The organism is Mesorhizobium sp. INR15, assembly GCF_015500075.1.
GTDB lineage: Bacteria > Pseudomonadota > Alphaproteobacteria > Rhizobiales > Rhizobiaceae > Mesorhizobium.
This window is the reverse complement of the sequence record NZ_CP045496.1, coordinates 6,065,197-6,087,974: the sequence shown is the minus strand read 5'-3', so window position 1 is coordinate 6,087,974 and position 22,778 is coordinate 6,065,197. Positions and strand designations below refer to the sequence as shown.

The window sequence follows — 22,778 nt, the reverse complement described above, 5'->3', positions numbered from 1 at the left end:
CATATGGCGGTGAAGCAGCCGACCGCGTGGTCCCCTTTGGTCGTGGCAAGACATGTGCTAGGCTCAACATAGATAGCGGCCGCGTCTAGGAGAGGCCATGCCCAGCGAACGTGCCACGGTTGTCCAGACACCGGTTGGCGCCGACCTGTTGACCTTTACACATCTTGTCGGGCGCGATGAGATCAGCCGTTGCTTTGCCTATTCGGTCGGCTTTGTCAGCACCAGCTTCGATATCGACCCGCTGAAGATGCTCGGCGGCCCGGTCTCGGTCGAGGGCGAATCCGATCCGAAACGCTGGTTCAGCGGCCTGGTTTCGGAGTTCCGGCTGACCCGCACCGAGGATCGGCTGGCATATTACGAAGCGGTCATCAGGCCATGGCTCTGGTTCCTCGGCAACACCACCGATTGCCGTATTTTCCAGAACATGAGCGTCGTCGAAATCGTCGAGAAGATCTTCTCGAAATACGGCACGGCCAAATTCGAGAAGCGCCTGCAAGGGTCCTATCCGCCGCGCGAATATTGCGTGCAGTATGACGAGACGGATCTCGATTTCGTGCAGCGGTTGCTCGAACACGAAGGCATCCTGTATTTCTTCGAGCACGACGAGGGCAAGCACACGCTCGTGCTCGCCGATGCGATGAGCAAGCTCAAGCCGGCGCCGGGTTACGAGAAAGTGCCTTATCATCACGAAGGTCACAGTTCTCGCCACGAGGTCGAATACATCAACGATTGGACCCCGGGCAGTGCGGTGCGCCCGGGCGCTTACGCTCACACCGACTATGATTTCGAAAAACCCGGCGCTGACCTGATGGCAAAGTCGGCGCAGCCGTTCAGCCACAAGGAGGCTTCGGGCGAGAACTATCGCCATCGTGGCGCGCATCTCGAGGTGAAACGCGGTGACAGCCTGGCGGCAATCCGGCGCGAGGAAATCCAGGCCGTGCATCAGCGCGTTGCCGCCGTCGGAACCGTGCGCGGTCTGTTCTCGGGATGCACCTTCAAGCTTCACGGCTTTCCGCGCGACGACCAAAATCAGGAATATCTGGTGGTCAGCGCCGAATACAGGCTGTTCGATCACGGATACAGAGCTCACACGGACGTCGACGGCGAGAACTACAAGGTCATTCTCGGTCTGGCACCAACCAAATTGACCTTTCGCCCGCCCCGGATCACGCCAAGGCCGATCATGCGCGGGCCGCAGACCGCCACGGTGGTCGGTCCATCCGGCGAAGAGATATTCACCGACAAATATGCCCGGGTGAAAGTGCAGTTCCACTGGGACCGTCTGGGCAAGAAGGACCAGAACAGCTCCTGTTTCGTGCGGGTCTCACAGACCTGGGCCGGCAGCGGCTGGGGCTTCATCCAGATTCCGCGCATCGGCCAGGAAGTCATCATCGACTTCTTAGAAGGTGACCCGGACCTGCCGATCATCACAGGCAGGGTTTACAACGCCTCCGAGATGCCGCCTTACGGATTGCCCGGCAACGCGACGCAATCGGGTTGGAAATCCAACTCGTCGAAGGGCGGCGGCGGTTACAACGAACTGATGTTCGAGGACAAGGCCGGCTCTGAACTGGTCAATTTCCAGGCGCAGAAAGACCACCATCTGCTGGTCAAGCATGATCGCAAGAAGCTCGTCCAGCACGACCAGTCAGACCGCATCGATCACGACGCGAAGCACTCCGTCGGTCACAATCTCGATGAGGACGTCGGCAACAACAAGACCGTCAAGGTCGGCGTCAACCAGACCACCAATATCGGCTCGAACGACACCGAGACGGTCGGCTCGAACCGGTCGCTGACGGTTGGCGCCAACGAGACGATCCATGTCGTTGCGAACTCGACGGAAAATATCGACGCCAATCATTCGCAGACGGTGGGGATTGTCCAGACCGTTACCGTGGGTGCGGCGCGTGTCGATTCCGTTGGCGCCGCCGAGACCCGAACCGTGGGCGGCCTGCAGGCCAACACGATCGGTGCGACGCGGTCTGTCACGGTTGGGCTCAGCCAGAGCCATAGTATTGGCACGGCGGACAGCTGGAACGTCGGCGCGGCACAAACCATCACTGTCGGCGCCGACCAGAGTGTCACCATTGGCAGCGCCCAGACCTTCAGCGTCGGCGCGGCACGCAGCGCCAGCATCGCCGCGGATGACAGCACCGAAATCGGCGGCGGGCACGCGCTCAAGGTTGGCAAGGGCAGCGGTATTCAGATTACTGAAGACAGTTTGATCAAGGTCGGCAAGAAGCTGATGATCGATGCTGGGGACGAGATCACGCTGGTATGCGGCGATGCCTCGATCAACATGAAGAAGGATGGGACGATTTCCATCAAGGGCAAGGATATCCGTATCCAGGGCAGCGGCGATGTCCAGGTCAAAGCTGACGGCGACGTCAAGATCAAGGGTAGCAATGTCTTCAACAACTGAAATGACTGGACGCGACGAAACCGCCGAACGCATCGAGGGTGTTGTCATCGGGCTGTTGATCGGTTTCGAGGATGGCGTGCCACTCGTGGTGTTCGTCGGCAATCCCGGCGAGACGGCACTCAAGGCCCGCAGCCTGGCGAAACTCGACTCCTCGGCGGTTGGCGCGGAGGTGGCGCTGCTTTTCGAAGGCGGTGATCCGGGCCGCCCGCTTGTCGTTGGCCGCATCGTCGATCCAACGCATGCGCGCGATCAGGTGCAGGTGGTTCGCGATGGCGAAACGGTGACGCTGGACGCCAAGGAGCGCATCGAACTGCGTTGCGGCCTGGCCTCGATCATTCTCGAGAAGAATGGCCGCATCTCGATCCGGGGCAGTCAGTTGAGCAGTCAGGCAAGCGGTGTGAATCGTGTCCGGGGCGCGGCTGTTCACCTCAACTGAGAAGTCCATGCAGCGGATTGCAACGATCCCGGCGATTGTCGAGCAGCATGTCGAGGATGCCGCTTTCCTGTGGCACCGCCGTGCCCGGGAGATCGACGGCCACGTGATGGGCCCCTTCGATATTGGCCGCATCGACCAGCGGCTCGACGCCAATCTTGATGGGCTGTTCGCCGCCGGCCAGGCGGCTTGGGACCTGGTGACGGCACGGTTTGCCGATTACCAGGAGCCGCCGGAATTGTTTCTGCTGGGGGCTCTCGCGATCGAATGGCAATCCCCGACCGCCATGAAATTTGCTCTTGAGAGCGCGACGCGGCTTGGGAAACCAGGGCTGTCTGCGCTGTCCGGCGCTGTCGCACGCAGCTCCTCGGACAGGCTGAAGCCGTTCGTTGCGCGCTGGCTGGATTCGACGGTCGCAATGGAGCGCGCACTGGGGCTCAGCGCGCTCTATCATCATGGCGTCAATCCCGGACCGAGGCTCGGCGAGTTGCTGAGCGACCGCGACACGGAAGTGCGCCGCAGAGCGCTGAAGCTCGCGGGTGCGCGGCGGCGCCGCGATGTCATTGTCGAGGTTGTCGCGTGCCTGGAGGCACGCGGCGCGGAGGAACGGCTGCAGGCAGCAGTGGCGGCATGCCTGCTGGACGAGGCGCGGCTGGCGCAACCCGTGCTCGACGAGATGCTGGCTGGCTACCCAGAGTTCGCTGGCTCCATCATGGAAATCCGGCTGCTCACCACGCCGCCCGCCGCGGCGCGTCCATGGTGGCAGCAATCCGTATCCGGCCCAGCAACGCGGGAGGCAGCGGTCGCTGTCAGCGGGATGCTGGGTGACATGGCGATCATGCCCTGGCTGATCGAGAAGATGCAGTCGCCGGAACTCGCCTATGCGGCGGGGCTCGCGCTGCGCGATCTGATCGAGATTGATTTCAACGACACTGATGTGTTCGTCACCGACCCAGCTAAGCTAGGCCCCGGATTTGAGACCATTGAGGCGACACCGCTGCCTTCCGCTTCGCAGGCGCAAGCCTGGTGGGACAATGGCAAGGGCCCGGCGCGGTTCGACAAATTCCAGTCGATGCGGCGGCAGAAACTGGATGCCATGAGGAAGGCGCTCGCCAACGCGGAACTGGCGCTGACCAACTGGCGGCGGTCTCGCCCCATCCCGGCGTGGATGTGAACCGCCCGGCAATGCCGCGAGGTTCGATCAGCCGCTGACGACCTCGCTCACAAGTGCGGCAGCGCGCATGCCGGCTTCCGATGCTGCTTCGCACATGGCGACGCGCCCTGGGGCATAGGCCTTGGCGAAACTGTCGGCGGCAATAAGCAGTGTAAGCGCGCCGGCACCGGCGCCGATATCGCCCATCGTCATTGCGGGGTAGGCCATTGGAAAGGTCTCGCGGCGCGTCCGATAAAACCGCGCACGCCCGATCAAGGCCTCCCATGCGCTATACCGCTCGCCATTGTCGTTGCTGACAATGAACTTTATGTCAGCCTCGGTCGGGCCCTTGCCCGCGATCGCGGTACGGCAGGCAGCCACCAAGGCTCTGCCCTGGCTGTTGTTCTCCGACAGCACCGAGTTTTCCTCCAAAGCGGCGCCGACGCCATGAATGGCGCATTGGGCCGGCGAACCGCGACCGGGCGAACGCCGAAGGCAAACGACGGCGGCACCTTCGCCTGGCACAAGGCCTTGCGCATTGTCCTCGGCCTTCAGGCGGCTGGCGGCCATGAGGCGGGCGATATCCTTGTCGTTCACCAGGCTGTCGACGCCACCAAGCAGAACCTGCTCTATGCCCGGCGTCGCGAGCAGGTCCGCCGCCCGATCCAGCAGCCCGAGGCAGGCCGCCGCGCCCCCGTCGAAGACGCGCGAGGAGGGATGGAACTTTTCGCCCAGCCTGTCTTGCAGACCGGCGAGAAACGCGCTGGCTGGCGTCTCGGAGAAAGCTGGATGATCGCGGAATGCCTCCGGCGTCACCAGCAGCAAAGCGCTGGCGCCGGCGGAAACGCCGCCTCTCTCAAGCGCCTCGCCCACCGCCCGAGCGGCCATGCTGGTGAGCCACGCGTTTTCGGTCACGCGAAGGGAAAAATGAGAGGGGATGCGGGAAACAGTCTGATCTTCGCCGAACGGGTCGGTGAGGGTACGCCGCTCGAAGGCGGAAAGACTGGCCCGGATTGCCGCCAGCGTCTGGCGCGCATTGAGACCGGCAGGCGTCACGGCGCCACCGCCCATGACGTAGATTGGCGCCTTCAGCCCAGCCATGTCGCCCTCGCGGCGATCAGCCCGTCATCGCCGCGCGGGCTGAGATAGGTCTTGCGCTTGCGTCGCGCGAGGAGAAAGGCGGGCGTCACATGGCCGAAGACGATCTCTCTCAGCAAGGGCGTGTTGCGCCTGGTGACCATGGAAAAGCGCGACTTCAACGTGACGCGGCGCAGATCCGGCTCGATGACGACAGTATCGACACGGAAGGGCCGATCCTCGGCACGGTCGTCGTAAAGAAGGCGGATCGGAGCTATGACGCGCGGCATGCGGAAGTTCCAGCGGCCCTCCGGTGTCATGCCGATGACGCTGACCTCCTCGCCGTCGTTCAGCTGCTGCAACTGCTGATCGGCAGGCGCACAGAGATTGTAGCGCGGATCGAAATCCCTTGGCGGAAGGGGCCACTGTTCGTCGATCCAGGCCTGATCGTAGGTGCCCGCGAACGGCAGCCTTGGATGCCAGCCGCGGCCGATTGCCCCAAACCCGGCCGGTCTTGGCTGATCGGAGGGGCCGCGGAACGGCTCACTCGCATAGGTGATATTGGGTGCATGCGTCTTCACGGCCTTGTCGGCGGAACGGGCATGATGAAAGCCGACCCCAAGCGGATTGCGTGGATCGGTCCTGCCGCTCTCATCGGTACCCCCATAAGCGCGCTCGTAGACGACCGGCATCCTGGCGAAGGGATGTGGCTGGCTATAGCTTCCTGAATCGTAGAGGCGATCGCCGGTCACGTTCAGCACCTTCCGGATGCCGGCAAGCTTGAACCCGACCTGCATTTCGGCGACGCGGCCCTCGCGCGGCGCATGTGCCTGGCCGTTCAGGACAATGTCGATCCCCGGCTTGGCCGATGCGATCTCCCCCTCATACCGGGTTGACGAGCAGGCAGGATCGCCGAATGGCAGATCGCCGAAACTTACCGGCAGTTGCTCCTCGGCTGGCTGAAATTGCGTAGCACCTTCAGGCATATCGAAGCTGGCCGAGAAAACCGCCAGGAAGACCTCGTTGCCGTCAGCATTTGCCTGGACAAAGCTGCCGGCAGTGAACGGCGTGCGATTCTCGATCCAGACCGCGAACATCATGGATCAGCACCAATTGCCTTTTTCGTCCTGGCCGATCGGCCAATACGGCATGCAGGCGACAAGCTTGACCAACTCGGTCTGGCCGGCATCGATCAGCCACTGCAGCAGGAAGATCTCGGCGGCAACGCCAGCTTCTTCACCCGCAGTGACGTTGACCGTGACGCATTTCAGCCAGTAACGGCGTATCACCCAGACCAGGTTCGGACTGGCCGCGGCGCCTGCCACGCGGTCATCGAAGGCTTTCGCAAGCGCCTTCTCGCGGCTGCCCTGGAGCTCTTCCTCGGCGGAGATGATGTCCGCCCACCACTCGGCCGCAATGTCGTAGGCATCCGTCAGCTCCGCCACATACTCGATGAAGAGGGTTCTGTGCATCGGGCTGGCCTCGTCGTGCTTGCGAGCGACGCGGATATCCTTCGGCGGAGCGACATCGCGAGGCTGCGCCAGCAAACGCCTGATGCCGAGATCGGAGCTGTAGCGCGTGATCAGGGCCACTATTCGACCTCGTCTTCGAGATTCATAGCCATAGGCACAAAGCACAGGCCATCGATGAGGGGCTGGAGCTCGGGGGCAAAGTGCCGGACGTTGATGATGAGGATTTCGACCGGCCATTCGAAAGCCTGGCTTCGGCCACCGCTATCGATGCCCCACTTTTCCTCGGGTTCATCGCCCTCGGGGCGCTGCGCATTGTTCCAGGCCACAATCTCAAGGTAATGCTTGCGGAAGATCGCCAACACGCGTGGATGCCCAGCGATCCCGGTCGGCCAGCGCTTCCAGACAACGTCCCCTTCGTTGGCGACCATGTCATCCCACCAGTCCTCCAGCTCGGGCTGGATGGTGATCAGTTCGCCGATGTAGCTGTCCCTGATTTCTTCTATGCCGCGCATCGCTCGTCACCCAATTGCCACGGGCATGTCGTCGATAAAGTTCTTAGCGTATTTCGCGGCTGGAGAGCCTTGCGATGTCGAGCATCGGCCGCAATGAGGTTTGACCGATTGCGGCGTCGAAAAATGAGCCAGGAATGCGTCGGGCGATTTCTCCATATTACAACCGCCCATCTCCCAGGCTACGCAGAGCGGCGGTTGATGATCATGGACCATCTCCTGCTTCATCTCGTCGTTGGGCGGCGTTGGAACCAGTTTTGAGTATTGACCTCGTCTGGTCTTTTTGCATTGCCAACAGGCCTTGCCGTTCACCTTGGCTGCTTGGTCATCAGTGCGTCCTGGGCGGTGTCCGACCCGGTCATATTTGACCGCGCACTTCGTCGTCTTCTGATCCGTGGTCAACGTCGCCAGAAATTTGTTGAACGCGGCCGGGTTGACGCAATTTGGCGGCGGGTCGCTGGCGGTGTTCTGGTCCATCGTGTCGCCATGACGGTCGACGCCCTTGCCTTCCGCCTTTACCGTGAACGACCATAGCTTGAAGACGCCCTTGCCCTTGATCTGGTGGGTTATGACTCCCGCGCCGAGGCCTTGCGTGGCCGGTTCGTTGCCGGTGCTGGTCGAGATTTCCGACGCATTCTCGATCGCTGTCGGCTCGCCGTCGATCTTGACGCTCTTGGTGCCCTTGGTCAGGTCGGATGACGACAGCATGTTGACATAGGGTACCGGAACCGGACCCGCGGGCGGAGAAGGCGGCGACAGACAGACGTCGCCGGGTGCAATGCCCTGGCCGTTGCTGCCCTTGTGGAAGAAGCCCATCTTCTCGGCATAGACGCTGAGACCCATGGTCAGGACTCCTGCGCCACGGCGCGCGCGGCGCGCATTGCCGGCAGCGCGTTGTCGGCGAGATCATGAATGTCGGCGAAAGCGAATTCACGCACCTCCCAATCATCCGTCCAGAAGACGATGCGGTTCATTGCCGAGAACAGTCTTGGCGGTTCCAGCGCTCGCAGATGCGCGCTGATATACTGCTGGTCCCACAGTTCCTTGACGGTCAGTTTGGCGATTTTCGCCATGCCTTCGAACCACGGGTCAGTTGCCTCCGGCATCGCGCCGATGCTCACAACAGCGAACGGATAGCGGCGGCCGACCCGGTCCTGGCTCATGCGCCAGGCACCGGCGCAGGGCTGTTCGCCAAAAATCGCGCCCTGGATGACGAAGCGCCAGACGCGGTCATCGAGGTCTTCGTGCTCATCCGGCCGCGCGCGCAATTCCATCGACATCCAGCGGTCCCAGCGGTCGGTGAAAGTCCGCGGCAGGTTCGCGGCGACGAAATCCCCCGTCGCCGGAATCTTGCCGAAAAAGCCGGTGCTCATATCTGCGGCGGACATGTGAACTTCTTGAACATCTCGAGATTGTAGGGGTTTTCGACGCTGGCGGCCTTGAGTTCGAAATCGGCCCACATGCCTTTGGTTCCCAGCCGCAGGCTGTAGACGTCCGAAAGCGAGGTGCTGCTGAAGCGGCCGGCGCGCAACATCCTGAGCCAGGCCCAGCTGCCTGTTTCGTTGAGCATGATTTCGGGCGAACCGTCGATCGGCTGGAAGGCAAGCGAGATGAAGCCGGTGCCGTCCTTGCCGGGCCATGTCATCGGCTGAGGCCGCGTCGCGTTGTTGTAATAGACGAGGTTCTGGCCATCGAGATTGAGTGTCACGCGGGTGACGTTTGGCGACAGGTCCTTTGGTTCGAGCGTGAAGCTCATCACCGGTCCGGTGCCGCCTGGGAACAGGTCGTCGCGGATATGTCTGGCCTGCTCGAACGCCGCCAGCGCCGAAGGGTCGAGGCCAAAATCGGCGCGCCATTTCCAGGGCTGGCCGGTGGTGTCGACATAGCTGATCAAATGGTCGTTGATGAAACCGTCGATCAGCCCGGCCGGGCCGAACAGGCGGGCGAAGTCGCGCACATTGACGTCCACCGCGCTGTCGGCGCTGAACGGATAGCGGTCGTTGAGCGCTGCCTGGCAGAAGGGCAGGATGTCGGCCCGCCAGATGGCGTTGAGCTCCGAGGTGACCGCCTTCTGCGTCAGGTTGCTGGTGTCGCCGGCAATGCCGCCAAGCCAGGCATTGATCGGGTCGGGCAGGATCTGTGCCTGCCTGGCGACCGCGCCGGTCAATTCGGCGAGGCCACCCTGCTTCTTGATGGCGTCCTGCGGATTGGGGTTGGCGGTGACCGTCTGGAGCACGTTCGAGAGTGCCGTCAGCGCTACCACGGCGGCGTCAAGCGCCGGCGGCTGGCCGTCGACCTCGGCGATGGTGCTCTTGAGCGGTTTGAAATGCACGGCCACCAGATTGCCGGTGAGATCCACTTCGCTGGCGGAGCCGGCGCGGGGCAAAAGCTTGGCGCCTGAAGTTGCCAGCTTGCCGAGTTTGCCAAGCTTGCCGAGCAGTTTCGACGCGCCCTTGGCCGCCGCCTTGTCGTCGGCCGGCGCTTCATCGGAGCGTGTCAGCTCTGTCTCCTGAACGACCGCCGTCAGTAGCCGTTTCAGCGCTGAATCCGCGCTCGACAGGTCTTTCAGGTTTTCGCTGGCAACGTTGAGATCGGTCAGCGGCGCTAGCCGCATGTCGCGCAGGAAACTGTCCCATTGCGCGATATAGTCGTCGTAATAGAGCTTCAGGATATCCTCGGACAGCGCGGAAACAGAGGTTTCGGAGTTTTCCGAACAGCCGCCGGCAAACACCGCGCGGTCAAGCGCCGCCTGGCCGGCGACGTCATCGAGCCGGTCGAGAATGGCATCGTGAAAGCCGGTATAGGTGAAGGCGCCGGAAATGCCGACACGAAGCGTCTTGTCGGAACGGCGGGCAAAGACCTTGGCGCCGTTCGGGCCGGCGAAGTTCGCCGGGATCCATTCCTTGAGTGCGGTGACCGCCGGGTCGGCCAGCAACTGCTTGTAGGCGCGCGCCGGCAGCGAAATCGTGCACACCGTCTTAAGCGCTTCGGCAACCAGTGCCTGGTCGGGCGCGACGTAGCTCTCGTCGACAGCCATGCGGCGGATGGCGGCCAGTTGATGCTCTTCCGCATCGGCGGTCGGGAACGGGGCGGCGGCGGCGAATTCAGGCAGACTGTTCACCCACCAGTTCTGGGCGAAATCAGGATCCATCTGCGACAGGCCTGTCATCATGCGGTAGGTCTTCAACGCACCGAGCATGAAATCCGGATCGCGGATCTGCCGCCACATGGTCGCTTCGAGCAAGGCGACCATCCGCGGCTCGAGTACGTTGCGCAAGGCATGGTCATACGTGTCGGTCTGCGCCCGTACCAGTTCGGCGGAGGCCGATGGCCCAAGCAGATCCTGGGCGCCGCCCGGCGGCGTGGTGCGGGCACCGACAACTTCGGCCATCGCGTTGAGCGCGCCGTCGATCTCAGGCTGTTCGACCGAGGCCGGGCTCGCGGCCGCCGAGGTCAGCGGCGCCTGCAGCGCCTCGAACTGGCTTGCCTGCGCGGTGATCGCATTGCGGTTGTCGTAGTAAGACCAGGTGAACAGCCCGCCCGCCAGCAGGGCCGCGGCCGTACAAGCCGCCGCCGCACCGCGCCAGATCCAGGTGCGCCGGCGCTGCGCCAACGGATCGAACGTACCAAGGCCGGCTTCCTTGAAGATGACCTCGGTCAGAAGATTCCTCAGGAAGAAGCTGCGCTTTTCGACGCGCTGCGCCGGCAATGCGCGGCGCGGCGGCAGGCCGAAGGACGAAGAAAGGGCCGCGGTCAGCCGGTCGATCGGCGCGCCTTCTTGCGTCGCCGAGGTCAGATAGAGGCCGCGCAGCCAGGCAGCCTCTTCGTAGCGGCTCTCGCCGAACATCGCCTCGATCAGCACCTGGATCGGCTCGGACAGGCTTGCCAGCTGGGCGGGGAACCGGAAGATTTCCGCGCGCGTAGCGAGCTTGTCCTCGTCTTCGAGGCGTGGCACCAGCCGCCGTTCAAGTTCGCCCGCCAGGATCGACAGTTCGCGCTCGATGGTCTTGGCATCGACGCGCGCGTCAAGCGCGAAGGTCGTCCCCCAGACCTGCTCGCGCGCCGCCGTCGACAGGCCGCCGAAGAATGCCTCAAAACCCTTGATCAGATCGGCCTTGGTCAGCATCAGATAGACGGGGAGGCGGATTTCGAGCCGGTCGTTGAGCTCGGCCAAGCGGCGGCGGATCTTGCGGCCATGCGCCTTGATGGCCTCGTCACCCTCCAGCAGCGCGTCGATCGACAGCGTGACGATGACGCCATTGAGCGCGCGCCGGCCACGATGCTTCTTGAGGAGGTCGAGGAAACCCAGCCATTCCGCCGCATCGACGTCAGGCTGGCTCTCCTGCTGGACATAGCGGCCAGCGGTGTCGATCAGCACCGCGTTTTCGGAAAAGAACCAGTCGCAATTGCGGGTGCCGCCAACCCCTTGGAGGTCGTCGGTGAGGTCGATCGGAAAGTTCAGTCCGGACTGCCGCAGGGCGGTGGTCTTGCCGGTCGCCGGCGGCCCGACGATGACATACCAGGGCATTTCGCGCAGGAACTTGCGACCGCCCAGCTTGCGGCGCTTCAGCTCGGCCATCACCTCGCTGAATTTGGCACCGACCGCGGCGACATTCTCTTCGCCGGGGCTGAGTGGTTTCTCCGCCACCGGAGCAGCGATCTCGGCGACGAACATCCGGTTGGCGAGGATCGCCCGGCGCTGGGCGACGATCAGCCAGATCAGCCAGAAGATCACCAGCAGAGCGATGATGACGATGCGGACGTTTTCCGAGGCGAAGGGATCGTAGGGGCCAACCCTGACAATCGGCCCGAACACCCAGATAACAAGCGCAAGCAGCGTCAGGCCGATCAGCGTCCACAGCCAGCGTGACGTCAGAACCGCCCAGAGGAAGCGCAGGATGAACATGTCACAGCCTCTTTTCGACGAGCACCTCGACGCGGCGGTTCAAGGCCCGGCCCTCGCGTGTGCTGTCATCGGCGACTGGATCTGTGGCTGCGCGGCCTTCGGAGTGGACACGGTCCTGCGGCACGCCGTTCTGCACCAGCATTTCGGCGATGGTCGCGGCACGCGCCTCCGACAGCCGCTGATTGGTGGAGAGCGGGTTGGTCTTCTGCAAGGGAACGCTGTCGGTGTGGCCGACCACGGTGATGTTTCCGATCAACTCCTGATTGGCGAGGATCACCTTGGCGATCGAGCTGATCAGCGGCTCGAACCCCTCCGTCAACTGCGGCCGCGACGACTGAAACAGTTCGGGGTTGGAAGCCTGGATGATCAGCTTGGCCAGCGAAACGCTCTCGGTGCCGCTGAGCGCCTGCTTGAGATCGGTTGGCGCCCCGGCCTGGAATTCCGGCAACAGTGCGAAATCCACCTTTTCGGGCGGAGGCGGCGGCACATCGCTTTTCGGCTTGGCGCGGGTGACATCGGTGCGGTTGGGCGGCGGCAGCGCGCGCACCAGCGCCGACAGCTCGACCGCCTGGCTGCTCAGCCCCATCGAGAGGCCAATGTGGATCGCGGTGGCGACAACGGCCGCAGCCAGCACCATCACCCAGATCGGCACGATGAAGCGCTGCGGCGCGTCGGAGGCGATCACGCCTTTCCAGTTTGGCGACAGCGGTGCGCCTTCGGCGTCGGCATCGCGCAGGAAGCGCGCAGCCGCCACGCGCACGGCATTGAGCGAGCGGTCACCCGAGCGGCCGGGGACGCGATATTTGCCGCGGAAGCCGAGCGCCAGGCAACTGTATTGCAGCTCCAGCAATTCGCGATCCCGGTTCGGGTGACGCTCCAGCTCGTCGAGGCGCGTGAAGAACTGCGTGCCGGCATCGACATCGCCGCGCAGCATGACCACGAGCGGCTGGCGCGGCCACGCGCTGGCGCCGCCCCATGGCGTGTTCAAGGCGAGATCGTCGAGCAGCGCGGCCACCACCCATGCCGCCTGATCGGCTCTCTCCATGGAGGAGCCAGCCGACATTGCCGTGTCGCGGGCCCGCACCAGTTCATCGAGCAGCCGTGTGCGCAGCACTTCCGGATTTTCCGGCGGCAGCGCGCTCTCAAGCTCTGGCGCGAATTCCAGCAGGGGCGCGAAGGCATTGACCAGCGCGTTCGGATGCGCCCGCGTACGCTTCACCGGGGCACCCGTCGCCAACGGCGTCATCGGGCGCGGCTGCGCCCCGGTCAGCCGTATGCGAGTGCGTTCGCGATCCTCCGACAGTCCGAAAGGATCATCCCGGCTCATGATCTCACCTGTTCACCGAATAGCAGTCCACTTGCGGCTCGCTCGGCAACACGCCGGACACGCCGATGACGAAGCCGGGAGCGTCGAGCAGCGAGGCCCAGTGCTCGCTTTTCTGATCGAGTTCGAGACACAGCCGATCGCCGTCATAGGGAATCTCGCGCGGCTGCGAATGCAGCGGCTTTAGCGGAATGCCGGGCAGGCGGGATTTCCACAGGCCTTCGAATTGATCGGCAGAGCCAACAGTCGCCTGGTTGACGAAGATCTTGCGCAGCGCGTCTTCCGACAGTTCGGAGCCGACGCGGATGACGATGCGGCTGGCCACCAGCAGCTTCGGGTTGTCGATGCGGATCTTCCAGACATTGGTCGAATGCCGCATGACAGGCAGCGCGCGCGACTTGGGCTCGATGTAGCGCAGGCTGAGGATCAGCGAGCGCAAGGCATCCGCCAGCGCCATGTAGGCAGGGCCCGGCGCCATGTGATCATAAGCCGGCAACTCGCCCAGCCGCCGCGCGCTCGAACCATAGGTCGCCATCGAGCCGGCAAGCCCAGCAAGCTCAAGATAGAGTTCAGCCGGATGGAAAACGTCCTGCGCCAGCATGTGAGCAAGCCGTGGGCGCGCCGCGTTGGCGAGGTTGAGCATCAAGAGGTCTTCGACGCTGCGGCCCGGCCCGCCCATCACCATCTTGCCATGCGCTTCGGCGATCTGGTCGAGGCCGGTGATAACTTCCTGGAGCAATTGGCGATACCAGGCGACCACACCTGTCACCAGTCCGGGCGGCAGGAATGTCTCGTCCAGGGAGACGCCTCCATCGGCGCGAATTCCCTTGATATCGGCTATCGGCAGAGCGGTGTAGCCGCCGACCGACTTGCCTGGAGCAAGCAGCAAGGCCTGCGGACGGGCGATTTCGATCTCTTCCGCGTCCGAGCCGCCCTGCACGGCGTCGCGGATCGTAACGATCTTGCCGTGATAGCGCGCGCCGGTCGAACCCGCATGGGCGGGATCGAAGCCGACGCCGCCGGGCGGCTCGAGCGGCAGTGCGATCAGCACCGCGCCCGCACCCATGTCCGGTGTGATCGACAACGGCCTTGGCGCATCCATCATTTCTGGAATGGCAAAGGGCGTCCCGTCAGGAAATATGCCGCGCGCCGAGAGGATGGAAATCTGACCGGCCTCGAGCTGTGACTGGTCCAGCGTCAGCTGTTGAAAGCCGAACGTGTGGAGTTGCCCGGCCTGCAACACGCCGCGCGCCGTCGCTTCGAAAAAGCGATCCTGCTGCTGGAAATGCTGGGTCCGCAGGAACAGTCCTTCGGACCACAGCACCCTGTTTGCATCGCTCATGCCATCACTCTCTGCATCAGGCGCTCCTTGGCTTGGCGGCTAAGCGGAAATACCGCCGCTGCCAAGCGTGACATTGACCGTGAAACTCGACCCCGGCGAAACCGACTTGGTTGTCCGCCAGTTTCGACCGCCAGGTTCGCGGATCAGCGCCACGAAGCCCAGCGCGGTTGCGTCCGGCTCGACGGTGATGGTCTTGGATCCGGTCTTTCCTGGTCCGACGGCGATCTGGTCGGAGCCGATGAGATCGCCTGCCAACGCGGTGCCGGCGTCCCCTTGCAGCGCGAAATAGTCGGCCGAATTGAATTTGCCGGTGCTGCGCAACCGCATGACCAGGACCGTCACCGGCCTGTCACCGCCGCCAGGGCCTGGGTTCATGCCGGCCCCGCCGGATACCTTGACGGTGATGACCGACGGTTTTGGCGGGCCGCTCTGGCAAGCTGTCAGCAATCCAGTTGCACCCAGGGCAATGATGAATTCGCGTCTATGGATCATGTCTCACTCCTCCTCATATGCGTCCCTAAAATCGGCGCCGATTTCGCCAAGGAAGGTTGTTTCCGCGCTCCTGGCGATGTCGCGGTGGCGTTTCTGGTAAAGCTCCCACAGCTTGGCGCCGCGCCCGCCCGAAAGCAGCGTGCCAATCGCGGAACTGGATTTCAGCTCTTTCTCGAGCGCGACCGGATCAAAACGATCGATCATGCGCCGCAATGCGCTTTGCACACCGCGCCAGGCCCGGACGTGATGCTGTGCGAGATCGCGGACCGCGTCCTTGATCGCCGGCTCGCCTGCCAGGAAACCAGGGCTGCGCTCGGCGATGATGGTCACCAGAACATCGTCGACCGACGGCAGGAACTTGAGCGGATTGACCTCCGAGGCGCCGACCATGGTCTGGGCGACGCGGGCGTTTCCCTTTTCCTCGGCCCGCTTGCGCAGAAGCTGCATCAGGCCGTCCATCATCAAGCGATACTCGCGGCCGAATTTCTCCATTTCCGCGATCGTGTCGCGCCCGGGGAAATCCGCTTCCTCGATGCCCATTCCGCGCAGGAACGCGCTGCGCAGCGCCATATCGGTGGGCGCCGCCGCTGCCGGGCTGCGTGCCGGCCTTGCGGCGATGCTCTGCCGGGGTGGGGCAGGGGCCTCGGGGACAGGCAAATCCCAGGGATTGGCGGTTCGCGGCTTCTCGGCAGCGCGCTCTCGCGGGCTGGGAGCGGCGTCTTTGACAGATGCCGGCGTTGGGGCAGGGCCGAAGCCAAAGCCGTCATCGAATTCGGACGGCCTGTCCGGTTTCGCGCGCCCATTCGGAGAGGATGGCAGCGGTTCGAGGCCGAACGGGTCGTTGGCCGGAGGCGTGTCGCGCTGTTCGGCGGAGGGGGCGGTTTCTGAAACCGGGTCGAGGCTGAATGGATCGTCGAAAGCCGGCGAACTGCGCTCGCTGGAGCGCACGCGCTCGAAGGCGCCGGGAGCCGGCTGCTCGAAGGGGTTCGGCAGATCGGCTGGACGTGGCCGCCTCGGTTCTTCTTCCGTCCTAGCCGAAAAGAAATCATCGCGGCCAATGCTCACCGGCGCGCGTGACGCAAGCGGCGAGCGTGCCGGCGCGGCTTGGCTGGCTGCCGGCGCCTGGGCTTTTTGTGCCTCGAGTTCGACCCACACCACATAGTCGCCCAGCCGCAGCCGCATGCCGTTTTGCAGGCGCATGGAATTGCCGGTACCGAGCGGATTCTCCGCATCGTTTACAAACAGTCCGCTGCTCGACGTGTCGGTGACGAAATATCCGTCCTGTCCGCCTGATATCTTGCAGTGGGCGCGTGACACGAACATGTCGGGATCGTCGATCTGCCAGCCCGCTTCCGCGCTGCGGCCGATCACCAACTCGCCCTCGTCCAGCCGGGCCTGACGCACCGCCTGGGTGCGTGGTCCTTGCTCCAGTGTCAGCAGCAGGCTCATGCCGAGACCCCCGCCATTTCCGACCGCCATCCGACGATGGTCCGCAGTCGCAAGTCGTCAGCATCGCCCCTTTCAGCAGGCCGCGCAAGCCATGCGGTCCGGGCAAGCTGCACTGTTCCGAGGCGCGGTGGCGGCACCGCTTCCCGCGCCAGCACGATACGCAGGTCGACATCAAGGGATTCACCCACCATGTCGCGAACCGCGTGCTTGAACAGCTTCAGACGCGGGCCGCCGGGAAGGAAGGCCTTGAACTCCTCAAGCCCCACCGGACCGACGCGAAGTTCGATCCTGCTTTGCCGGCTGAAGGTGCGCGGGCCGATTGTCGCGCCACGGCCGAGCACCGCATAGGCTTTGGCCAGGCTGGTCTGCAGTGCGGCAGGTATTGTCATCCAGGCGGCGACGAACTCCTTGAGCTGGACCGGTACCTTGAACGCCTCCGCCAGGAACAATGTCAGCCGCTCCGGGCCGTCGACCTGGCTCGCAAGCGCCGCCGCCTGGCGCAGCTTCACGGTGTCCAGTTCCGGGTTCTGGGTGCCGGGCAGGCCGATCCCCGCCAAGGCTTCAAGCATGGCGCGGACACGGCCGCCGACCGCGCGCTCGACCTGAACCGCCGGATGCGCATCCGCCCAGGCTCGGTAGTACAGGGCAATCATGCGGTGCTGAAGGACGTTGACGAAATCCACGAACGTCGTGTCGCTGGTCTGCTGCGCATCGGCGCCGCCGAACCAGCGCTGCGACAAGCGGTCGAGCACCCAGCGCGTCAGATGCAGCGGCATCGGCCCCTCGGGTCCGAGCAGGCCGATATTCGCGGCTGTGACGCGGGCCGGCGTCTTGTCGCTGGCTTCGCGGAATTGGACAAGGTCCCGCGCCGAAAAGGCGAGGCGCACATGCTGGCCGAGCCTTGCCGGCTCGCGGTCGGGGCGGCCGGAATGGCCGAACCGGCCACCTCGCTGTTCAAGGCGGCGCAGCAGCTCGAAAAAATCGAACGCCTCGGACAGGTCCCCGGCCGGTTCCGGGCGGGACGCGTCTAGATCAGGTAGCGATTGCCGGGCGTCATCGGCCATGGCACATCCTCCTGCTTCTGCAGCAGCCGCGTGCGCGTTCGCACGAAGCCGTTTATTCCGGCGTGGCGGGCAAACAGCCGCGCCAGCAAGGCCGAAAGCAGCAATGTGCTTTGCCCGGCCAACACCGACTGGTCGACATGCAGCGTCACTTCGGTGCCGCGCCCGAAGCACATCGGCCCGTCGATCTGCAGCCGCTCGATCACCGAACGCGAGTCGATGCGCACGATGGAATGCACATTGCGGGCAAGGCTCGGATCGCCGCGGCCGGCATAGAGATCGAGCAGCGCATGCAGAGGGTCGACGCCACGGCCCTCCTTGGCGAGGCTGAGAAAATTGAGCGCCAGCTGCGCCACCAGCCGCCAGGCCAGATCGTCGGCACGCGATTCACCGTCGGCGCCGGCGGGCAGCGCGGCGGGAATGGCCGGCTGCGGCGGGCGCAATGCACCGAGAAGCCTGACTGCCTCGACCGGATCACCTGCCTCCAGCGTCAAGGTCGGGCTGTCGTCGAGGATCGGCAGATCACGGTTGGTGCAAAGCGCCATGATGTCGAGGCGCTTCAGTGGCCGGTTCGCCGGCACTCCGAGCGGCCGCGAGACGGCCAGGAAAACGTCGTCCCCGGTGTAGGAGGTGCGGGTCAGGCCTTCGCGCCGCTCATCCTCTGTTGCCCGGCGCGGGCGCCGCTCCGTCGAGTAGACCCAGCCACTGCCACGGTTCTGCCCCAGGCTGAAGAGTTCCGGGATCTCGGCATCGGAGCCTTCACTGTCGGCGTCCTCGACGCGGATGACACGGTAGATTTCGAAGTCCCGCGCCCGCGTGCGATCGGCGTGCAGCACTTGCCGCGTCTTGCGTTGGTCGAGCTCGACGACATTGCACTCGCGTTCGAAGAGATTGATGATCGGCGTTGCGAAGAGTTCGAAATCCGCCGGCGTCAGGTCGGCAAGTTCCGGCACCGGGCGGCGAAACAGAAAGATGACCTCAAGCCCCGCCTCGCATTTGCGCACCACCGGCTGCAGGCCAGAGACGCGCACATAGTGAAAACGCTCTGGCATCACGAAATACTCGCGCAGCAGGCGGTATCCTTCGAATGTCGGGCGGGTCCGCGGCATCAATGCTTCGTCGTCGCTGATGCCGATCATTTCAGGCCCCGGCAGGGGTGACAGCGGATTGGTCTTGCCTTCGGCCCGGGCGCCAATGGACGCGCAGGCGCCGAAAATCGCGTCGAACAAAAGCGGCGCCTTGGTACGCCCGGCAAAATAGAGATCAAGCCGGTCGAGCGCCAATTCGCTGAGCTTGCCCTTTCCGGTCCGTGCCAGTGTGAGGCGCAGCGCCGCCTCGCCGCCGTTGGGCGCGATACCGGCCGCCGCCAACGCACTGCGATCCTGGAAATAGCTGACCGAAGTGATTGCGATCGGCCACAGCGTTATTTCCTGCGCGGTGGAAAAAGTGCTGCGCGTAGACAGGCCTGGCTGCAGGCTGGAGACCAGCCGTGTGTTGCGCTTGACGACATGGCCAGCGAGCATCGTTTGCACCTGCTGGCCAGGCTTCAGCACCACCATCGCTGTTGCCGGTGCCGGTGTGACCAGGTCGGGATAAAGCACATCGAGCACGCTGCGCGAAAATCGCGAGCGCTCGGCATCGATTTTCAGCCGGGTCCGCGCGGCGAGGAATGCGACGCCATCCAGCAGCCGCTCGACATAAGGATCCGGACAGGGGACGGTATCGAGCGACAGGTTGCGCGCCACCGCCGGGTGCATGTCGGCGAATTCCGCCGCGAGGCCGCGGATATGGGTCAGTTCCTCTTCGTAATATTCGACGAAGACCCGATCCATCTCAGGCTTCCCTAATTTCGGTCCGTGCCAGGCCGTTATCGAGATTGATCGTGGTGCGAAGCCGCATGCGTTCTGGCGTGGGCGTCATGATCAGCACGGCGTCTATCTCGATCTTCAGGCCCATGGTCTTGTCGCCAAGGGTGACCGTAACCTTCGTTGCACTCTCCTTGAGGCGCGGTTCGAAAGTGGCAAGCACCGAACGGATTTCGCGCGCCAGCACGTCGCGGTCAAAATCACGTGAGGAGCGGCCCGAGAACGACGGCACGCCGTAATTGACCACGCTTCGGCGGACCTCCGGAAAATCGGCGAGCGATGGCGGATTGTCCGCCATCTGCTCGTTCTCAACATCGGTAAGAAGTGGTGTGGCTTCGAAGCGCTCGGTGTTGAAAAGCGCCTCGATATCACGCCGCACGGCTTCGCGAAGCACGCGAGCCGACACGACCACGCCGCGGCTTTCGATCTCGACGCGGTGCTCGGTCTGAAACGCCAGCCGGTGCAGGCGCCGTTTCTGATCAGGCGTAAGCTCCATGTCGGCGTCAATGAGCCGCGAACTGCCGGCGACAAGGGTGTCGAGACGGTCCGCGCCAAGCTCGTCCTGCAAGACATGGCGCAGGCCGTCTATTTCCGACGTCAGGCCCGGCAAGTCATTGACGAGCCGGTCCCAAAGCGAAGGCTGGATCGCCTCGCTTTTTGCCCGCAAGCTGCCAGTGACCTGTTGCCTGCCCGCGCCGGATCGTCGAGCCTCACTTGCCGACATAAACATCCATTTCGGCTTCGTCATTGCCGTCATAGACGAACTTGATCTTCTTGTAGGCGAAGCTGACCTCTTCCTGGATCAGGTCGGCCTCGTCCTCGGCCTGAGACATGTCGTATTCCATGATCGAGGCATCGGTCAGGGTAACGACCAGATAGTCCTTGCTTTCGCCGTCGATCGTCCGGCGTGCGGAGAACACCACCTCATCCAGGGCCTTGTTCTCGAACAGTGCCTTCGCCAGATAGGGCGAAGACTTATCGTAGTGCTTGGTGAACTTGATCATGCCCATCGACACGCGACCGCGCCGCGAGAGCGAATTCGGGTCATAGGGGGCGACCATCTTGTAGTCGACGCCATGGATCTCGATCTCGTCCGCGTGGCCGTCGCGGGTGCTGGGGCCTTTGATGTCCGGAACCTTTAGAAAACCATCGATCTTCATAGTTGTTGGCATTGTCTTTCTCCACCGCTTTGAAACAAATCAAGACGTTAAGGATGCAATCAAGCCTTTACGGACGGCAGCTCCGACACCAGCCGGAGCGAGGCATTGATGCCTTCCAACTGGTAATGCGGACGCAGGTAGAAGCGGGCATTGTAGTAGCCTGGCCGTCCCTCCACGCTGTCCACCTGGACTTCCGCCGCTGCCAGCGGACGCTTGGCCCGCGCCTTGTCATCGGCGAAAGCCGGGTTGGCCAGCACGTAGCGGTTGATCCACTCGGTCAGCCATATCTGCATGTCGGAACGCTCCTTGAACGAGCCGACCTTGTCGCGCGCAATGGCCTTCAGATAGTGAGCAAAGCGCGAGACCGGGAACAGGTAAGGCAGATTGGCGCTTAGCCGCTCGTTCGACTGTGCATCGGGGTCGACCAGCCGGCCGGCGCGTGTCTCGTCGTCCTGCAGCGAGTGCGCCCCGATAAAGGCCGCGAGATCGGTGTTTTTCCGGTGCAGGATCGGCATCAGGCCGAGCTTCGCCAGTTCGGCTTCACGCCGGTCGTCGATGGCGACTTCCGTCGGGCATTTCATCGCGATCGATCCATCGTCGGTAGGGAAGCTGTGCACCGGCAGGTTGAGCACGGTGCCGCCATTCTCGACGCCGCGGATCTGCGTGCCCCAGCCAAACAGCTTGTGGCTGCGGTTGATGTTGACGCCCATCGGGAAGGCGGCGTTCATCCAGACATATTTGTTATGGTCGCCCTGTACCTCTTCCTCGAAGGTGAAGCCTTTGACCGGAACGGTGTCGGTGCCATAGGGCAGCCGCGCCAGCACGCGTGGCATGGTCAGGCCGACATAGCGCGCATCCTCGCTCTCGCGCAGCGATTGCCACGAGGCATAGGCAGGGTTCGAGACGATCTGCTGCAGGTCCTGCGGGTTGGGCAGTTCCTGCCAGCTGTCCATGCGGAACAGGCGCGGCGAGGCGGCGGCGATGAACGGTGTATGGGCCGAGGCGCAGATGCCAGAGATGTTGCGCAGCAGGCCGACGTCGCGCGGGTGGTTCGAGAACTCGTAGGCGCCGACCAGGCAACCGATCGGCTCGCCACCGAGCATCGAATACTCGTCGGTATAGACCTTCTTGAAGATCGGGCTTTGATCCCACATTTGGCCTTCGTAATCTTCAAGCGTATCGGCCAGCTGTTCCTTGGAGATGTTCATCACCCGGATCTTGAGCTTCTGATCCGTCTCGGTGTTGTTGACGAGATACCAAAGGCCGCGCCATGTGCCTTCCATCTCGCGGACTTCCGGCGCGTGCAGGATCTCGTTGACCTGCGCCGACAGCATCTTGTCGATGCCTGCGATCAGCGACTTGATCGACTTGATCGCATTGGACGAGATGGTCGTGGTGTCGGAGCGCGATTGAGCAGCCAGCGCCAGATTGCGCACCAGTTGCTGGAGCTTCTCGCTGTCGTCTTTCTTGACCTTGAAATCCTTTTCAAGGAGCCCGCTGAATTCGCCGAGATCAATGGCTTCCGCCTCGGCGGCGGCGGTGGCGGTCTTTTGCTGTTCGGCCATGATCTATCCCTCAACCCTTGTCGTCGTCGGACAATGCCTGGCTGGCGATCTTGCCAAGCAGCGGCTCGTTGTTCAGCAGCTGCGCGATGCGCTTTTCAGCATCGACACGGCCGTCCATGAAGCCGAGCAGTTCCTCCAGCTGGCGGCGCATCTTGAGAATCTCAGCCAGTTGCGGCACCTGAGCGGCGATCTTGTCGGGCGCGAAATCGCCCATCTTGGAGAAGGTAAGGTCAAGCGCCAGTTCCTCGTCCCGCTCGGCGCCTTCAGCCTGGGGCAGCGTGTTCTTCACCCGCGCCTTCACGCGTGGTCCAAGCGCTTCCATGAATTTGGGGAACCGGTTGGCATCGGTCTCGACGAAGGCGCGGTCGAGCACCGATTTTGACGCCTCCTTGGTCTGTGAAGCGCCGGAGAGGTCGGCCAGCACACCCATCACGAACGGCAGTTCGATCGTCGTCGGGCTGCCGTAGGTTTCAACGTCGTAGGCGATCTGCACGCGTGGCGCGCGATTTCGCTCGATGACCTTCGCTTTGCTTTCGGCTGGCATG

Annotated in this window: 20 protein-coding genes; 3 read left to right on the top strand and 17 right to left on the bottom strand. The window is 63.5% G+C overall.

The genetic code is table 11. The features are described from left to right. The first annotated feature begins 97 nt into the window (after nt 1-97). Genes GA829_RS29670 through GA829_RS29660 form a run of 3 tightly spaced genes read left to right on the top strand, consistent with a single transcriptional unit; the run spans nt 98 to nt 4,032 of the window. Nucleotides 98-2,425 (top strand): type VI secretion system Vgr family protein, encoded by a 2,328-nt coding sequence (locus GA829_RS29670; protein ID WP_195176101.1) that lies wholly within the window; start codon nt 98-100, stop codon nt 2,423-2,425. 1 nt (nt 2,426) lies between these two features. Beyond that, complete coding sequence (locus tag GA829_RS29665; protein WP_195176100.1) at nt 2,427-2,861, top strand: DUF6484 domain-containing protein; 435 nt, start codon at nt 2,427-2,429, stop codon at nt 2,859-2,861. 7 nt (nt 2,862-2,868) lie between these two features. Continuing rightward, nucleotides 2,869-4,032 carry a hypothetical protein gene (locus tag GA829_RS29660; protein ID WP_195176099.1) on the top strand — a complete coding sequence of 388 codons (1,164 nt, stop codon included), beginning with the start codon at nt 2,869-2,871 and terminating at the stop codon, nt 4,030-4,032. A gap of 27 nt (nt 4,033-4,059) precedes the next feature. Here GA829_RS29660 and GA829_RS29655 read toward each other — a convergent pair whose 3' ends face one another. Genes GA829_RS29655 through tssB form a run of 17 tightly spaced genes read right to left on the bottom strand, consistent with a single transcriptional unit; the run spans nt 4,060 to nt 22,777 of the window. After that, nucleotides 4,060-5,112 (bottom strand): hypothetical protein, encoded by a 1,053-nt coding sequence (locus GA829_RS29655; protein ID WP_195176098.1) that lies wholly within the window; start codon nt 5,110-5,112, stop codon nt 4,060-4,062. Continuing rightward, entirely contained in the window at nt 5,100-6,188 is a 1,089-nt protein-coding gene (locus GA829_RS29650) for a DUF2169 family type VI secretion system accessory protein (RefSeq protein WP_195176097.1), read from the bottom strand. Before GA829_RS29650 ends, GA829_RS29655 begins: the two co-directional genes overlap by 13 nt. Nucleotides 6,189-6,191: 3 nt before the next feature. Then, complete coding sequence (locus GA829_RS29645) at nt 6,192-6,680, bottom strand: hypothetical protein (RefSeq protein ID WP_195176096.1); 489 nt, start codon at nt 6,678-6,680, stop codon at nt 6,192-6,194. Then, a complete protein-coding gene (locus GA829_RS29640; protein ID WP_195176095.1) occupies nt 6,680-7,072 on the bottom strand; it encodes a hypothetical protein in 393 nt (130 codons plus the stop codon). The genes GA829_RS29645 and GA829_RS29640 overlap by 1 nt, the downstream gene beginning before the upstream one ends. A 6-nt stretch (nt 7,073-7,078) precedes the next feature. Beyond that, nucleotides 7,079-7,912: a PAAR-like domain-containing protein gene (locus GA829_RS29635; protein ID WP_195176094.1), complete on the bottom strand. Its 834-nt coding sequence runs from the start codon at nt 7,910-7,912 to the stop codon at nt 7,079-7,081. A 2-nt stretch (nt 7,913-7,914) separates the two neighbouring features. Further along, a complete protein-coding gene (gene tagF / locus GA829_RS29630; RefSeq protein WP_195176093.1) occupies nt 7,915-8,457 on the bottom strand; it encodes a type VI secretion system-associated protein TagF in 543 nt (180 codons plus the stop codon). After that, nucleotides 8,439-11,975: a type VI secretion system membrane subunit TssM gene (tssM, locus tag GA829_RS29625; RefSeq protein WP_195176092.1), complete on the bottom strand. Its 3,537-nt coding sequence runs from the start codon at nt 11,973-11,975 to the stop codon at nt 8,439-8,441. The genes tagF and tssM overlap by 19 nt, the downstream gene beginning before the upstream one ends. Before the next feature lies 1 nt (nt 11,976). Next, nucleotides 11,977-13,302, bottom strand: coding sequence for a type IVB secretion system protein IcmH/DotU (gene icmH, locus GA829_RS29620; protein WP_195176091.1), 1,326 nt, complete (start codon nt 13,300-13,302; stop codon nt 11,977-11,979). A gap of 4 nt (nt 13,303-13,306) precedes the next feature. After that, entirely contained in the window at nt 13,307-14,641 is a 1,335-nt protein-coding gene (gene tssK / locus GA829_RS29615; RefSeq protein ID WP_195176090.1) for a type VI secretion system baseplate subunit TssK, read from the bottom strand. Nucleotides 14,642-14,680: 39 nt separating this feature from the next. Beyond that, nucleotides 14,681-15,133 (bottom strand): type VI secretion system lipoprotein TssJ, encoded by a 453-nt coding sequence (tssJ, locus tag GA829_RS29610; protein ID WP_195176089.1) that lies wholly within the window; start codon nt 15,131-15,133, stop codon nt 14,681-14,683. Nucleotides 15,134-15,136: 3 nt separating this feature from the next. Further along, the gene (gene tagH, locus GA829_RS29605) at nt 15,137-16,582 is read right to left on the bottom strand and encodes a type VI secretion system-associated FHA domain protein TagH (protein WP_195176088.1); all 1,446 of its coding nucleotides are present in this window, start codon (nt 16,580-16,582) and stop codon (nt 15,137-15,139) included. After that, nucleotides 16,579-17,646, bottom strand: coding sequence for a type VI secretion system baseplate subunit TssG (gene tssG / locus GA829_RS29600; RefSeq protein ID WP_195176087.1), 1,068 nt, complete (start codon nt 17,644-17,646; stop codon nt 16,579-16,581). Before tssG ends, tagH begins: the two co-directional genes overlap by 4 nt. Further along, nucleotides 17,610-19,475: a type VI secretion system baseplate subunit TssF gene (gene tssF, locus GA829_RS29595; RefSeq protein ID WP_195176086.1), complete on the bottom strand. Its 1,866-nt coding sequence runs from the start codon at nt 19,473-19,475 to the stop codon at nt 17,610-17,612. The genes tssG and tssF overlap by 37 nt, the downstream gene beginning before the upstream one ends. Nucleotide 19,476: 1 nt before the next feature. Further along, on the bottom strand, nt 19,477-20,232 hold the full coding sequence (gene tssE, locus GA829_RS29590) for a type VI secretion system baseplate subunit TssE (protein ID WP_195176085.1): 756 nt from the start codon (nt 20,230-20,232) through the stop codon (nt 19,477-19,479). Continuing rightward, the gene (locus GA829_RS29585; RefSeq protein WP_258052011.1) at nt 20,219-20,680 is read right to left on the bottom strand and encodes an Hcp family type VI secretion system effector; all 462 of its coding nucleotides are present in this window, start codon (nt 20,678-20,680) and stop codon (nt 20,219-20,221) included. The genes tssE and GA829_RS29585 overlap by 14 nt, the downstream gene beginning before the upstream one ends. 47 nt (nt 20,681-20,727) lie before the next feature. Beyond that, nucleotides 20,728-22,233 (bottom strand): type VI secretion system contractile sheath large subunit, encoded by a 1,506-nt coding sequence (gene tssC / locus GA829_RS29580; RefSeq protein ID WP_195176084.1) that lies wholly within the window; start codon nt 22,231-22,233, stop codon nt 20,728-20,730. A gap of 10 nt (nt 22,234-22,243) precedes the next feature. Continuing rightward, on the bottom strand, nt 22,244-22,777 hold the full coding sequence (gene tssB / locus GA829_RS29575; protein ID WP_195176083.1) for a type VI secretion system contractile sheath small subunit: 534 nt from the start codon (nt 22,775-22,777) through the stop codon (nt 22,244-22,246). Nucleotide 22,778: the final 1 nt, after the last annotated feature.

Coding starts and splice junctions, on each gene's coding strand:
- GA829_RS29640 (WP_195176095.1), bottom strand. CDS start 7,072: ATGCGCGGCATAGAAGAAATCAGGGACAGCTACATCGGCGAACTGATC.
- GA829_RS29665 (WP_195176100.1), top strand. CDS start 2,427: ATGACTGGACGCGACGAAACCGCCGAACGCATCGAGGGTGTTGTCATC.
- tssG (WP_195176087.1), bottom strand. CDS start 17,646: ATGGCCGATGACGCCCGGCAATCGCTACCTGATCTAGACGCGTCCCGC.
- tssJ (WP_195176089.1), bottom strand. CDS start 15,133: ATGATCCATAGACGCGAATTCATCATTGCCCTGGGTGCAACTGGATTG.
- GA829_RS29660 (WP_195176099.1), top strand. CDS start 2,869: ATGCAGCGGATTGCAACGATCCCGGCGATTGTCGAGCAGCATGTCGAG.
- tagH (WP_195176088.1), bottom strand. CDS start 16,582: ATGAGCCTGCTGCTGACACTGGAGCAAGGACCACGCACCCAGGCGGTG.
- GA829_RS29635 (WP_195176094.1), bottom strand. CDS start 7,912: ATGGGTCTCAGCGTCTATGCCGAGAAGATGGGCTTCTTCCACAAGGGC.
- tssB (WP_195176083.1), bottom strand. CDS start 22,777: ATGCCAGCCGAAAGCAAAGCGAAGGTCATCGAGCGAAATCGCGCGCCA.
- tssF (WP_195176086.1), bottom strand. CDS start 19,475: ATGGATCGGGTCTTCGTCGAATATTACGAAGAGGAACTGACCCATATC.
- tssE (WP_195176085.1), bottom strand. CDS start 20,232: ATGTCGGCAAGTGAGGCTCGACGATCCGGCGCGGGCAGGCAACAGGTC.
- icmH (WP_195176091.1), bottom strand. CDS start 13,302: ATGAGCCGGGATGATCCTTTCGGACTGTCGGAGGATCGCGAACGCACT.
- tssC (WP_195176084.1), bottom strand. CDS start 22,233: ATGGCCGAACAGCAAAAGACCGCCACCGCCGCCGCCGAGGCGGAAGCC.
- tssM (WP_195176092.1), bottom strand. CDS start 11,975: ATGTTCATCCTGCGCTTCCTCTGGGCGGTTCTGACGTCACGCTGGCTG.
- GA829_RS29585 (WP_258052011.1), bottom strand. CDS start 20,680: ATGCCAACAACTATGAAGATCGATGGTTTTCTAAAGGTTCCGGACATC.
- tssK (WP_195176090.1), bottom strand. CDS start 14,641: ATGAGCGATGCAAACAGGGTGCTGTGGTCCGAAGGACTGTTCCTGCGG.
- tagF (WP_195176093.1), bottom strand. CDS start 8,457: ATGTCCGCCGCAGATATGAGCACCGGCTTTTTCGGCAAGATTCCGGCG.
- GA829_RS29650 (WP_195176097.1), bottom strand. CDS start 6,188: ATGATGTTCGCGGTCTGGATCGAGAATCGCACGCCGTTCACTGCCGGC.
- GA829_RS29655 (WP_195176098.1), bottom strand. CDS start 5,112: ATGGCTGGGCTGAAGGCGCCAATCTACGTCATGGGCGGTGGCGCCGTG.
- GA829_RS29670 (WP_195176101.1), top strand. CDS start 98: ATGCCCAGCGAACGTGCCACGGTTGTCCAGACACCGGTTGGCGCCGAC.